Annotated in this window: 14 protein-coding genes; 6 read left to right on the top strand and 8 right to left on the bottom strand. The window is 41.0% G+C overall.

The genetic code is table 11. The features are described from left to right. Positions 1–499: 499 nt before the first annotated feature. Complete coding sequence (locus tag BMW43_RS15755) at positions 500–1,036, bottom strand: RrF2 family transcriptional regulator (protein ID WP_218140702.1); 537 nt, start codon at positions 1,034–1,036, stop codon at positions 500–502. Positions 1,037–1,233: 197 nt separating this feature from the next. On the opposite strand from BMW43_RS15755, the gene BMW43_RS15750 reads away from it, so the two are divergent. The 5 genes from BMW43_RS15750 (at position 1,234) to BMW43_RS15730 (ending at position 4,101) form a co-directional block, all read left to right on the top strand. Then, positions 1,234–1,608 (top strand): pyridoxamine 5'-phosphate oxidase family protein, encoded by a 375-nt coding sequence (locus tag BMW43_RS15750; RefSeq protein WP_091749749.1) that lies wholly within the window; start codon positions 1,234–1,236, stop codon positions 1,606–1,608. Between the two features lie 244 nt (positions 1,609–1,852). Beyond that, positions 1,853–2,185, top strand: coding sequence for a hypothetical protein (locus BMW43_RS15745; protein ID WP_091749745.1), 333 nt, complete (start codon positions 1,853–1,855; stop codon positions 2,183–2,185). Between the two features lie 114 nt (positions 2,186–2,299). Beyond that, positions 2,300–3,097, top strand: coding sequence for an EFR1 family ferrodoxin (locus BMW43_RS15740; RefSeq protein ID WP_091749742.1), 798 nt, complete (start codon positions 2,300–2,302; stop codon positions 3,095–3,097). A 45-nt stretch (positions 3,098–3,142) separates the two neighbouring features. After that, positions 3,143–3,706, top strand: coding sequence for an RNA polymerase sigma factor (locus tag BMW43_RS15735; protein WP_245732525.1), 564 nt, complete (start codon positions 3,143–3,145; stop codon positions 3,704–3,706). Between the two features lie 5 nt (positions 3,707–3,711). Further along, entirely contained in the window at positions 3,712–4,101 is a 390-nt protein-coding gene (locus tag BMW43_RS15730) for a hypothetical protein (protein WP_091749739.1), read from the top strand. A gap of 409 nt (positions 4,102–4,510) precedes the next feature. On the opposite strand, the gene BMW43_RS15725 is transcribed toward BMW43_RS15730, so the two are convergent. The 4 genes from BMW43_RS15725 to BMW43_RS15715 all read right to left on the bottom strand — a co-directional run bounded on the left by BMW43_RS15725 (position 4,511) and on the right by BMW43_RS15715 (position 6,515). Continuing rightward, positions 4,511–5,344 (bottom strand): alpha/beta hydrolase, encoded by an 834-nt coding sequence (locus tag BMW43_RS15725; protein WP_091749735.1) that lies wholly within the window; start codon positions 5,342–5,344, stop codon positions 4,511–4,513. A gap of 80 nt (positions 5,345–5,424) precedes the next feature. Continuing rightward, positions 5,425–5,601, bottom strand: a complete 177-nt coding sequence (locus tag BMW43_RS21235) for a hypothetical protein (protein WP_177173629.1) — start codon at positions 5,599–5,601, stop codon at positions 5,425–5,427. Positions 5,602–5,716: 115 nt separating this feature from the next. Next, complete coding sequence (locus tag BMW43_RS15720; RefSeq protein ID WP_091749732.1) at positions 5,717–6,028, bottom strand: antibiotic biosynthesis monooxygenase; 312 nt, start codon at positions 6,026–6,028, stop codon at positions 5,717–5,719. A 100-nt stretch (positions 6,029–6,128) separates the two neighbouring features. Further along, positions 6,129–6,515 carry an MmcQ/YjbR family DNA-binding protein gene (locus BMW43_RS15715; RefSeq protein ID WP_091749727.1) on the bottom strand — a complete coding sequence of 129 codons (387 nt, stop codon included), beginning with the start codon at positions 6,513–6,515 and terminating at the stop codon, positions 6,129–6,131. 287 nt (positions 6,516–6,802) lie between these two features. Between BMW43_RS15715 and BMW43_RS15710 the strand changes: the two genes are divergently transcribed. Next, positions 6,803–7,186 carry a hypothetical protein gene (locus tag BMW43_RS15710; protein ID WP_091749724.1) on the top strand — a complete coding sequence of 128 codons (384 nt, stop codon included), beginning with the start codon at positions 6,803–6,805 and terminating at the stop codon, positions 7,184–7,186. A gap of 37 nt (positions 7,187–7,223) precedes the next feature. Here the strand turns inward: BMW43_RS15710 and BMW43_RS15705 are convergent, their stop codons facing one another. The 3 genes from BMW43_RS15705 to BMW43_RS15695 all read right to left on the bottom strand — a co-directional run bounded on the left by BMW43_RS15705 (position 7,224) and on the right by BMW43_RS15695 (position 13,807). Continuing rightward, positions 7,224–8,426, bottom strand: coding sequence for an MFS transporter (locus BMW43_RS15705; RefSeq protein WP_091749721.1), 1,203 nt, complete (start codon positions 8,424–8,426; stop codon positions 7,224–7,226). 255 nt (positions 8,427–8,681) lie between these two features. Then, positions 8,682–12,575: an acyl-CoA dehydratase activase gene (locus tag BMW43_RS15700; protein WP_091749718.1), complete on the bottom strand. Its 3,894-nt coding sequence runs from the start codon at positions 12,573–12,575 to the stop codon at positions 8,682–8,684. Between the two features lie 332 nt (positions 12,576–12,907). Further along, a complete protein-coding gene (locus BMW43_RS15695; protein WP_091749715.1) occupies positions 12,908–13,807 on the bottom strand; it encodes a LuxR C-terminal-related transcriptional regulator in 900 nt (299 codons plus the stop codon). Between the last annotated feature and the right edge of the window lie 128 nt (positions 13,808–13,935).

The following is a 13,935-nucleotide window of genomic DNA, read 5'->3' as shown; positions in this document are numbered from 1 at the left end:
CCATACTCCTTTCGGAGAGCGGCAGGGTCTCCCAAGTTCACACGGAGTAATGGTGTGTAGCATGCCAAGACCTTCGATCCCGGGGCGCCAGACTTAACTCGCCTTTATCGCTAAGCCCAGTATTGTCTTCTGCTCGTCCCATACATCGACCTTTCCCTTTAGGAATTTCGGGATTCTACATCTTCAGCTTTCGCTTTCGGCCTACTACCTTTCCTACCTACGCTTAGACCTGGCGTTACCGCTTCAGTCCCAAGGCTGGATACAGAGTGGCTGGCTAGACCTTCTCTGGCGGGATTTCCACCCGCTTTACTCCGTGCGCTTCTTGGCGCACGGGACGGTACTTTTAAATCAAGAAATTCCGGCTTGAATAATTTTTCACTATATTGGAATAAATATATTTCTACATCCATCACCTTACTAAATCGAAAGTACCGTCCCCTCAACCTCTCCCTGCACGCTTTCCTTGCAAGTAAACGTGCATCCCGAAAAAAGCAGCTCCCTACCGCGCCCGGCCACGCAGAAACCAGTCCAACGTTGCCGCCCGCTGCCCGGCAGGAACTTTAGACTGCACCTCAGCATGCAGCCAGGCCAACGTTTTAGCTCTCAGGTACTGCCTCATCTGTTCTTCCGCTTCCAGCATGACCACCTTAATTAAACAGGGACATTTTTTGTGTGAGTCCGGCAGATTTTCTTTATCCAGCAATATCTCTTTTTGCCTAATTTCCACACAGCGGAAAAAGTAAGAAGCACCCTCGATAGCCTCCACAACATCCCAAAAGGTGATTGCCTCCGGAGTACGGGTCAATTCATACCCGCCTTTAACGCCGGGAATTGATTTGACAATACCCGCTTTCGTAAGCTTTGTATATACCTTGGAAAGATAGGTCTCAGAAATACCCTGGTACGCCGCTAAGTCCTTGATTCCCACTGACTTGCCGGCCGGGAAATCGACCATATATAACAGGCAATGTAACGCGTACTCTACGCCTACCGAAAATTGCAACGAATTCACCTTCTTATACTGTTTACTTTTCACATAGTACTTCCATATTTCCGATTAGTCAATACAAACTCCTTCATATTGTAGTTAAATATTATCTACGATTATATTCCTTTTACGCAAGAACCGGTTGACAGAAAGAAATACTCTTTATATAATAATCATAGATAATGTATATCTGCGATTATAGTTGTCTTTTATTTTACATTTCACAAACATATAGGAGGAAAAATATGCTAAGCGAAAAATTTTTCGAAGTGTTAACCCATGAAGGAGTCGTTTCCATCGTGACCTGGAATACAGAAGAAGCTCATGTGGTAAATACCTGGAATTCCTACCTGGTTGTCACGCCTGACCAAAGAATCTTAATTCCGGCGTATGCTATGCACCGGACTGAAAAAAATCTTACTCTCCACAATAAAGTGAAACTGACTTTAGGCAGCAGGGAGGTTCTGGGCTATAAAGATTACCAGGGTACAGGCTTTCTCGTCGAAGGAACAGGAAAATTTCTTGCATCCGGCCCTGAATTTGACATGATGAAGGAAAAGTTCTCGTTTTTAACCAGGGTATTGGAAATTACGGTCGCCAAAGCCAAGCAAATGCTCTAACAGTTAACCATTAGTCATTTTTGTAAATAAAATCATTCCCATTGAAGAATGTACAATGGCCCCCCCTTGTCAGAAACAAGAGCGGGGCCATTTTCACTGTTTTTGTGGTGTGGCCAAAAGATCCTTTCTTTTGGCGGTACCCTTAAGAATAAATATTTTTAAAAGTTAAGCAGACTGCAATAAAATCACTCTGTTAGCGTTATTATAAGTAGGACCTTATTAAATTTACTAAGGAGTGTGCGTGATGAATCTTGATACTAAAGTAATTGAAGCCTTTCAATTAATGTGGGAAAATTTCCCTGAACCGGTTACCCTGGTGCACAAGAGTCGTGAAGTCATTGCCGTAAATACAGCCGGTGCGGCGTTTGGCCGTACGCCTGGCATGAGGTGTATTGAGCAAGGCGCACCGGAAGCCCACAGAGGTTGTCTGGCCAATCAAGCCTTGCAAACCCAAAAAGCCACTTACAAAACCATTACTCGCGGCGACAAAAATATCATCTCCTATTGGCTCCCTATTAACGGCTTCCCCGATTATTTCATCCATTTTGGTGTGGGCGTCACCATTGATTATCAATAAGCCAATAAAATTTTATCCAATTACATTGGCTGGATTTCTTTTCTCAAAGTAACCTTGAATATGCCTTTTATTAAATACTTGCAAACTATAAACTAGTAGGTGGTTATTCATTCTATGCCGAAAACTATCATCTATTACTTTTCAGCGACCGGCAACTCCAAGCACGTGGCTAATGTTCTGGCGGCCAACATTGAAGATTGCCGTTTATGCCCCATTCCGCGCACAATCCAAGAAGAAAGTATTTTTATTGATGCTGACGTGGTAGGACTGGTCATTCCCACCCATTATTTTGGCGTGCCGCCGCTGGTTGCCGCTTTTATCCGTAAGCTAAGATTTGCCTCAAAAGTAAATTATGTATTTGCGATCGTAACCAGCGGCAGCAGTCAATACCTGAACAGTTCACTGAAACAGCTAAAAAAACTTTTCTCTGCCCAAAAGCAAGAACTGCATGCAGGCTATCATGTGCAAATGATCTCCAGCTATATTCCGCTTTCTGATATTCCATCGCCGGAAAAACGGCAGCAAATATTAGCGGCAGCCGACAAAAAAGTAGAACGAATTATCCATTCGATCACAGCACGCAACCGCCATTATGACTCGGAAGGAATTTACGCCCCCCTCCAGAGAATCAACCAGTATTGGCAGAAACATTTACTTCCCAATACTTATACAAAATTCAGTTGTAAAGAATCCTGTACCGGTTGCGGCACCTGTGCCAAAGTATGCCCGGTCAAGAACATAACTCTGACAGGGCAAAGGCCGCAATGGCTGCATAATTGCCAGGAATGCCTGGCCTGTCTGCACCTATGTCCGGCCAAAAGTATCGAATTTGGCAAACGGACGGCGGCCCGGCAACGTTACCGTCATCCCCAGGTCACCGTTAAGGAACTATCTAACGACAGGCTGCCATGATCCAGCCTTATTCAGCCATACGACGCGTACGAACCTTGTAGAGGAATGTTTATTTTGCAAAAAAACGAACAAGATCTCATCATCCTGTTTAAGCAAGAAAAAGAAAACTTACTTCGTTTTGTTCGCTCCAAGATCACAGGCATTTCCGATATGGATGCGGAAGATATCGTAGCCGATACTTTATTTAACGTATATAACCGGTTGAGCGCTGATCGCCCCATTGAAAATCTGCTGCCCTATCTCTATCAATCGGTTAAAAATAAAATATTCGATTGGTTTCGCCGTCCCCAACCGGTAGTCTCCCTGGATGCCGTCGAGGTGGGTGCCCAGTTGCAAAGAAATGAGCTAATGCTGGATAACCGGGCAGCCATTGAATATATCGTAGAGCAAAAAGAACTTGCTTTACTCTTAAAAAACGCCTTATTGAGCTTAGAGCCCAAACAACGTGCCGTATGGGTTGCCACGGAAATTGACGGCTACAGCTTCAAGGAATTATCGGTGAAATGGCAAGAACCGATTGGCACATTGCTGGCAAGAAAAAGCCGGGCAACCACTAAACTAAGAAAACTACTGCAAGAGCATGAACAAAATTTGGACAGAGGTGAATAGAGGTCATGAACGTTCATTGTAATTTTTGTATAACCAAAACACGCCACGTATTGGTACAAATTTTATATGGCCTGCTGTTAGCATTACTCCTGGGGCTTGCCTTCGGTTTTTTTGTGCAAATACTTTGGAACGCACTATTGCCTGATTTATGGGGCTGGAAGGCGATTACTTACTGGCAAAGTGTCGGATTGGTAATACTATCCCGCCTGATTTTTGGCAGCCATGGCTATCATAAATCACCCCATCAACCTGCCGCAGCCTGTAAAGCAAACTTTGCCAAACAAGAAGCCGATCCCGGCGATCATCAGGATCTGTACTATGAGGCCTGGTGGCAGGAAGAAGGAAAATACTCGTTGGAACGCTACATGAGCCGCCTGCAGAATAAGAAAAAATAGGCGGAAACACCTTGTATATATTAACCAGCCCCCATAAAATCGTCCCAGATATCGAAAGAGCATTAGCCGAGGCCTGTTTACAAGCCTGACTAATGCTTTTTTCTTTTCTGCCAAGAGTTTTATGAAAGACCAGCTTCCCACCCGAGCAAAAACAAGTACGTCCGCCTCCACCTCCGGCAGTATTGATCTGTGAGTTTCATCTGCCTACTCCCGAGAATTCAAGTAAAGGCCAAGCAGCCCGCCTAACGCCGCAACCAGCTTCTTGACCGCCCGCAAAGGAGGACAGTACTGTTTAGTCTAGACATCTCTGACTTAGGCAATTTCTCGCTAAATTTGCATAGCTATATTTTATTATACCTGTCACATCTTGAATCAAACGTACCGTCCCCGTAATTTCAGAAAAAGTCTATTACGGATAAACAGTTCCCTGCAGGGCAAAACACAGCGCATCTGCTACCGAATAAGGCAGCATGGAACCGTGATTTTCGCCAACCTGCTCCCGAAAACTTACATGCAGGCCGGGCAGTCCCTCTAACGCCGCGGCAAGCTCCTTTCCCGTAGGGCCAGAGCGAACCTTCGCCAGCACGATCTGTTCTGCTTTAGAAGTCCCCTTCCGAAACCCCCGTTTACCGGCGGTTTCCACCAATAGCCGCACAGGTGCCTTTTCCCGCCCAGCCTGCCCGTGCTCCAAGAAACCGGCATGCTCCGTCAAAATCGAACCGCCATTCCACCAGATGGATGGATCAGCGGCCACATAGGTTTGAAACGAAGCCGAAGAAATATAAAGGATATGCATGACCAGCAAACCTGCCAGGGAATGTCCGAATATGGTCTGCCGGTTGCGGTCAATGGGTGCAAGCTTTTCAATCACCGGTTTCAATTCCGTTTCGATCGAGGCAAAGAAGGTGTCCTGTCCACCGGTTGCCAAGTCGCCCCGGCCTATAGCCGAAAGAGGAATTAACTCCGGCAAAGTAGGCGGTGTAAGATCGAAGTAGCGCCGGCCCACATCAAGGCCCGAATCAATCGGATACCCCACCCCAACTGTTACTACCGGACCAAAATCATTCGACTGCTGGGCAGCCTGCAGCATGGGAAAAGTCAAGTTCCCATCAAGCAGGTACATGACCGGATAACCGGCGGCAGGCACAGGACCTTTCGGTACCGAAACAAAAATGCGATACGTTCCGCCATGGTTTTCAAAATAAAAATCAAAAGTCTTAATCTGATACTCCAGTCCATTCATGGTAGAAGCCTCCCGCCAATTGGTAGAAAATATAGAAGTACTATTTCACCTGTATGAAAAACATCTTGCTGATTACCTCATCAAAAGCCCTTCCACCATCTATCCTCTTCTTCTCTTTGAAAATCATCCACATAATATACACTGGTACTACCGCATTTAGGACAACATTCCATATATCCGCCATCACCTATCGGTTTCAATATGGCTCCTTCTGTATTAAACACTTTTCCACATTTTGTACATTTTACAACTGCCATATTTGTTTCTCCTTCCAGCATAAGTATACTGCCAGGCTGGCAACAGTATCATCGAAATTAAGTACTTTTAAGGCTAGTTCACCATTCTGAGATTTCCTTGCCAAATTGCATTCTTTTACTTCCATAAATCTTTTTTAAGGGGTGCAATAACCGAATGTGCAACTCCCTCTCGTGGCTGGGCCATCCAATTGGCAACCGTATCGCGCCACTTTAGATAATGGGCTGTTTTCTTATGCGCTGCTGATGCTTCTTCTGTTAAATAGGCTTCATACAAGAAAAATCTTGTTTCATCCGTGTTGCATTGAAGTACATCAAAACGAAGATTGCCTTCTTCTTTAATAGAGTTTTTGTGGTTTTCCAATGTAGCTTCAATAAACTCAGCGATAAATTCTTTTTTTACATAAACAGTAACACAGGTAACAATCATATAGATCCCTCTCTTATTTAAATATTGATTCAAGCCTTCTATGGACGGTTTCTCCTATTCTCAAAACCACTTTTCACCTTTGAGAAATTATATCGATTTCTCAGCAAAACAGCTCCGCCCGCTTCTTATTGGATTCCATCAGGAATTTAGGTTTTAATGTCAAGCTATAACTATGCTCAATCATCTGAGCTAATTCTTCCTTAGACACATCGCCATTAATCCTCACGGTATTCCAATGACTTTTATTCATGTGAAAACCAGGAAAAACATCTTTCTTCAGTTCTCTTATCTCTTCTATGTACTGAGGCTCGCATTTTACATTAATATATAATTGATTATCACGCTCAAAAATTAAAGCAAAAATCTTTTTATTTTCTTTATGTCTTATGGTAGTCCATAAGATACCAGACTGCCTTTTATTGAAAGGATAATCTTCGTAAACGTCACTGAATTTCAAACACAAAAAAACAAGCTGCTTACGCGTCATATATCTTTGCCCCTTTAACAGCTCTAATGGCTATAAGTATAGCAATGAGATAAAGAATATAAATTGTCTTAATTTTAGATGAGCTTTTGATCCCGGCTTATCTAAAATATATTCTAACTCTCATTGTCCTTTAAATCAACAGTACCGTCCCCCATAACCTTTCTCACGGCTGACCTCGTTTTATTCCTGCCATATCTTGCGATATTACTGCATTAGCAATCCCCAGAGGGATAGAAAAATGATTACAACAAATGCTATTAAGACTATCCTTTAGGAGGCTAAATAAAATGCCAAAAGAACAAACAATCATTTCCACTTTTCCCTCAATGACCAAAGCAGAAGCGGCAAAAACATCATTGGCAAATGCCGGACTAACCGACAGTTCCATCAAACGCTCCAGCCGCTTTGGCGTATCTACCGACGACGAGTTGGACAGTGCAATATCCAGTGCCGAAACATTAACCGGCCTTACCTTGTTTTCGGCAAACACTTCAAAAGAATCCAAAGCGGCTGAACGCGTGCTCATGGGCGCCGACCCTTCTGTAAGCGGCTTTAGCATGAGCGGAAACCCATTAGCCGGAGGGCATGCCTTTACTCTTGTTGTTTTTGCCCCGCCTAATCGTGTGGACGAGGCGGTAACTATCATCAAACAAAATGGCGGCGAAGTATAGCCGCCATTTCGATAGTTAAATGGGGAAAGAATCAATATTATAGTTGCAGCAATTGTTGTTTCCCTTTTGCTATTTCCACACTTCTTTTAATTAACAAAATGGCTAATGTAGTTATAGCCATGCATACGGCTACACTGTAGTATGAGTAATAAACACCTATTACATCGTTTGCTATACCCATTACCATATTTACAATCATCGCAATGAGCGTTCCGCACATTAAAATCAACCCTGTTGCATAGGATGCTGCGTCTTTGAAAACCGCATGGGCGGTAGTGATTATAGTTGGATATATAATAGAATAAAATAATCCGGCCAGCGCGAATATCATTAGACCAGCCTCACCCAGTACAATACCGGCCGTAGATAACAAGAAAGCAAAGCCGCTATAGATTAGCATACTTCGAAAAGTTCCTAATCTATCTACAATAAATCCACCAAATAACCTTCCCACTGTTTCAAATCCAAAGAACAACGCCGCGTAAAGCGCCCTTTTATCTGCAGCCAAGTTAAATTCCTCACCCATATAATTAACAAACCAGTTGCCTATACCATATTCCGAGCCCAAATAGAAGCCTAACGCAATTATATAAAGATAAAGAATTTTGTTTTTGAACAAATCTTTCTTTTTATAAGTTATCTTTTTACTTTTTGGCATATAGGGTATTTTAATTAGCAACAAATATAAGAATAATACCACACAACAAATAAGCATGAACACATAAAATTGGGGCCATGGTATCCCCTTAGCTAAAAGACTACCTACCGTTTTTTGTATCGCTGTATTACTAGCCCCATAAGAAAAGTTTACGAAATTCATCAGAACAGCTGTTGATGTAACCGTAAGTATTGGCCCTAATGTGTTAACGCCCACATTAAACATTGCCATGCCAATATTTAAACCAAATAAACCAATAACTAACATTGCATAGGTTTTAAATGAAATTAAAAGCAGCAGGGAGACAATTCCTGTAATGAAACCAAGAGATATAACTTTTTTGTACCCCAGTTTTTCTATAAGTATGCCGCCAACATACTGAAATATTGCGTAGGCCAGCAAGCTGACGGTTAAAATATAGCCAATCTGCGTATTATTTACGCCAAAATCCTCTTTAAAAAATGGCACAAATATGCCTTTAAAGTTATCACTCATAGCGACTATGACATACATCAAAACTAATAAGATTACAATGGGTACATTACTATATTGTCCTGTCTGAAGCTCTTCACTTTTATCCATGGTAGTTTCTCCTGTAAATACATTACTTGTTTTCAAGATTTGGAGATCGATTTATTAATCTTACCAATAGGCTTTGGGTAAGAAATTCTGCTATTTTACTACTTATTCCATAAAGAAAAGGAGAACTCCTTCCCAGTTTTTGTTAACCACGAAGGAGTTCTCCTTTTCTCTATACCTATCATTCTTCCTTTGACGCCAAATGTGTCCTACAAAAACTTTATTTATAAAAATCTTCGCTATTTTATATTTTGAGTTTTATATATAGTGTATAAAAGTATCCAGTATTTCTTTATTATTGCTGTGGCTGGATCCATCGAAAGACAAGTCAAGTACAGGCTGGCTTAGCTCCTTCGCATCTCTGTTCCTCAGCATTTTCTGTATGGTAGCCGTATTTTCATACATGGAACTCACCATTAAAATACCATGGATCGCTTCAGGGCAGCGAAATAGCTTAGCAAATCTATACCGTCCGCCGCCACCGGCATATAGGTCTAATTTTTTATCAGCCTGCTTCACCAATCCAGCAAAGTCCCGATCAAAGGAATTATATTCCGCTAAGGCATTACCAATTTCCTTTAGAAGCGCTTTTATTTTCGCTAGGTTTATTTTATATTCCTTGTCCCTCTTCGGTGTTTTACTGAAATGATCATGCCAGGTAAACAGAAGTTGTTCCGCTAAGGGCTGATACCATATCCGATGCTTGGTTTCCAATGCTGCCAATTGGAAACTATTTAAATAGCCATTAAATATGACACTTCCTTCGCCAAGTACATAAAGCTGTTTGTCATAGCTTTTCTTCTTGAGTCCACTATAAATCTCCCTGGCCAGGGCAACAAGATTTTGTTCGTTCAGTCCGCCAGTTTTTATCAGGTCAAGCCCTTTTAACAACACCTTGTCTCGCTCTTCTTTAGCGGAAATCATCACCAAATCGGCCAGGATTACTCCCAAGGCAAAAGTAAAACCGTACTCCTTACTTTGCAATAGATCTTCGATAAAAGGAGAAATCACTTCTGCTTGATAGCCTGCGGCTTTTAACTTTTCACTCACTATTTTTCCATATTGGCCATACACCTCACTGCCTTCACTTTGCGGCAGCCAGAGTTTTACCTTCTTTTCTCCCGTATTTTGCAAGTGATAAAAGACATCGCCCAACAAAGAAAACAGCGATACATATTCTTTGGACTTAGTAAACTGTTTGCCCACTTCTAATGATTTTTGTGTAGACGCCGGTAAAACTTCCGTGGCAATTCCCTTTTTGGTAAACCATTCGCCTAAGACTTGACTATAGGGATACAGATTCGGCAGTACCAGTTTGCCCGCTTCGGTTCCGGAAGGTTCCGCTTTCTCCGTTGCGCTTTCTGCGGTCACTGTTTTTCCATCATAATGATCCAAACTGTTAATGAACGCTTCCAAGCGGGTAATCACACCAACACTGGAGGAATGTTCATCCACCTCAATATGCAAATACGGCTTGCCCTGTATTTCGCCAGTAAAATAATGGCTTAGTATGGTATCCGGACCACAACCATGGTTGGTAATATAAATGGGATACAGATTAGGCATATCTCTTACAAGCTTTGCCCCCGCCAAAATATGTTGCCCAAAGGGCCAGTACATGTTGGGATAATACGCCGATACGTCATAATCATAGGCAGGAATATTCGCAAGGGTTAATACTTTATAGCCCATCTCGATTAGCTTCTGGGGAATCTTCATATTGAGTATCGGATCCGCCGTATTATAGGTTCGCGTTATGATAATAAATGCCTTTTCTTCCTTTTGCAGACTCTCTGCTACCTTTTGATTTAACTCTTCCACATCACGGCTGTATTCTTTCATTCTTGCCATGCCTTTCATAATGGCAAAGGCTATCTGGGCCTTGTTTTTCCCAAGCTCTCTTCCCATAGCTAATAAGGTCTTCATCATATACACTTTACCAAATTTAAAAGAAAGCGCCGGCGATAATAATTTTACGCCTTTTTCGGCTAAGTTCATTACATGAGCAATCACTTTCGAGGTGCTCTGCATGTATACGCAGGCATAGTCCTCACGGCTTTGGGAAACATCATGTTTCATCGTATATAAGCTTGGCAGAAAGATATAATCCACACCTTGCTTCAACAGGGAAGCTACGTGACCATTAATGAGTTTTATGGGATAGCAAGTTTCATCCATTGAATATTCCTGACTCAAAGCCACGATGTCCTCATCCGTTGCTTTCGACAGAATTACATTAAATCCTAATGTTTTGAATACTTCATGGAACAGGGGAAACAACTTGTGCAAAAACAATACACGGGGAATGCCGATGGTCAGTTTCGTCTTATCGATAGCCCCGGTATAATTTTTTAAAAACAAACTCTCCATTTCCTGCAAAATGTTGCAGGGAGCTGATGACTCATTATTTTTATCTCTGCTTACATCCTGGGTATCCTGCATCATTTTTTCTTGCAGTAAAAGGGCAGCCCCCAGAGCTCCTGTGACACTGAAAAATGGGGGTATAAGGATCTCCTTTTTTAGTACCGCGCGAAATGCATTAACCACGGCTTGATTGTAAGCAATGCCGCCTTGCAAAAATATTTTTTTACCAATAGACCGGGTGCCCACGACACGATTTAAATAATTATTGACAATGGAATAGGCCAATCCGGCGGCAATATCGTTCTTACTTTCATTGTTCGCTAACGCTTTAGCGGTATTTCCTTCAATAAAAACGGTGCACCGGTCACCTAGATTCAACGGATTTTCACTTTTTAGTGCTAACTGGGAAAAGCTTTCAATCGGTATAGCTAATTTTTTCGCCTGTTCTTCAATAAAAGATCCTGTTCCGGCAGCACATATTTTATTCATCTCGAAATCTACGACCATGCCATTTTGCAGGCGGATATATTTAGAATCTTGTCCGCCAATTTCAAAGATGGTATCCACCTCAGGATCAGCCGCAACTGCCCCCTTGGCCTGGGCAGTAATTTCATCAACAATGATGCCCGCCCCCAGCTCATTACCAATCAGATAGCGACCCGATCCCGTCGTCCCGATTCCTTTTATCCTGATCTGGTGTTTAAATTGTTCCGCTAGTTCAGCAATTCCGTCGCTAACCACTTGGCGAGGCTTTCCCCTGGTACGCAAGTATCTATAGGCAATGACCTTTTTACCCTGATCAATCAATACCAGATTGGTACTGGTAGAACCAATATCAATTCCCAAGTATCCTTCCTCGATATTTTCCGCACTGTGGCAGGTATGTTTGTTGCTGCTTTCATTTTGACCAAATGGATACAATGCGGGATAACCGTTAGTTTCTTTTTTATTCTTATCCTGCTGAGAAGGCCCAACTGCAGTCTTAAGTTCTTCTACGGTCACGGTCATTTGTTGCTCTTTGGCCAGAAGCGCTGCTCCGAAAGCAATCATCTTATCAAAATGCGTGGGAATTATGATATCCTTATCTTCTAACTGAAATATTGCTTTTAACGCTGCGATAACTCCTTTATTGTATACCACGCCACCAGTTAGCATGACCGGAGGAGTAAGCGCTTCCTTCTGGACTACATTGGCTTTAAAATTTCGTACCAGAGCATAAGCCAGCCCCAGTAATATATCTTCGGTTTTCACGCCTTCCTGCTGATGATGAATCATATCTGTTTTGGAAAATACACTGCATCGCCCCGCTATCCGGGGGATATGGGTTGCTTTTTTTACATAGTCGGAGTACTCATACAAACTGATCCCTAACCGCGAAACCTGTTCTTCCAGAAAAGAACCTGTTCCCGCTGAACAACTTGAATTCATCGAGAATTTGATATGAGCTTTATCTTCTGCAGAAACATTGGTAACATACTTTGCTTTCTGGGCCCCAAGCTCAATAATAGTTCGCAAAGAAGGATCGCTGGCAAAGGCTCCTTCAATTAAGGCAGTCATTTCATTAACAACATATTGCTTCAAATTAGGCATCCGCTCTGCTTGTTCACCGGCAATACCAAAATAACATTCTCTGATGTTATACTCTTTTTCTATTTTGGTCAGCAAATTGTTAACTGCAGCGTCAATATTACCGCGATGAAACAAATACCCACTATCGATGGTAGCGGTTTCTTTTAAAATGATATATTTAAATGTAGCGTAACCTATATCTATACCGATATGATACATATTCGCTCACACTCCTTAATAACAGTAGAACTGCTGTATTAACCAGCTTCTCGCTTTAATTTATAATGCAATCATACTATTTCTGTCGCTAAAAAGAAGTGATCTATATCAAAAGCAGCATGGTTTATACAAAAAACAGACCATAACTTACTACTTGGTAAGTTATGGTCTGTTTGGTTAGGAGACTTATGGTTTTTAGTTTCGCCGTTACCAACGCGATACTGTTCTCTATATCACAAAACAATCTATATATTACATTCCACATAAAATTTATTAAGTTCAGCTTCCACAACTGATTGATCCTATCTATTTTCATCTACACAATTGAGTTATTAATTAAGACCAAGTAGGTTGTCAATTTTAACGAAGCAATCATCAATCGTACAAACATTCAATTTTTGATAAATATGCCTTAGATGCGTTTTAAAAGTATTTGATGTTATGCACAGCTTTTTGACTATATCAGCAGGTGATTTTTTCATATACATCTCATATAGAATTTCTATTTCCTTTATTGTAAATAAAAAATTACTATTAACTATTATTTTTCCAAAAAAGGTTATTTTACTCTCTTTCAGACTATGAATATCACTTTTCAGATTATCTTTATCATTATTAAAATTAAGTTTATAAGAATCATATGAAAATCGACTTTTTATTAGCTCTGCTAATAAAAAAATTACACTTGAAAGGTGCACTAAATCAGAAGGCTCAAACGTCGAAATATCTAAAAATCCAATTATATTCATTCCTAAATTGATGGGAGTTGCTAAGCAATTAAAGGATTGGAGAATATGGCAAAAATGTTCCTTACCCAAAATAGATATCGTACCTTTTTCATATTTAGACAAACTAATAGCATTTGTTCCTAGACTAAAATAGTCCATGCAGGTTCCTAACATTATGCCATTATTAAAACAAGACAAAAGAATTTCAGGACTACTTATTAAATCAATGATATATCCATTTGCATCGGTTAAAAGTAATAAATTTGCCTTATTGGAAAATAGACTAAAGACCTTATATAGTAATGGACGAACGATAGAAATTAATAAGCGATTTTGGTTTAGTATCTCAGATAGTGCTGAATCTTTTAAAATATCTCTTGGGTATTGTTGCTGTACAATGATGCCCTTTTCTACAGAAAGTTTATTAATCGTTTGAAGACTAACTCGCATGGGTCTAAATTGCAAACCCTCATATAAATATTCATACATTTTAACATTATCCATATATATAGAACCCCTTGCATATTGGAGATGAACTTAATTTTAATAAAATCCCCTTATATCTATTTAAACCAAACTATATATAATATTACATTTATTCCATAATAATTACAAATTTCCTCTTTTTTACT

The organism is Propionispora vibrioides, assembly GCF_900110485.1.
Taxonomy (GTDB): domain Bacteria; phylum Bacillota; class Negativicutes; order Propionisporales; family Propionisporaceae; genus Propionispora; species Propionispora vibrioides.
This window is presented reverse-complemented; position numbering and strand designations above follow the sequence as displayed.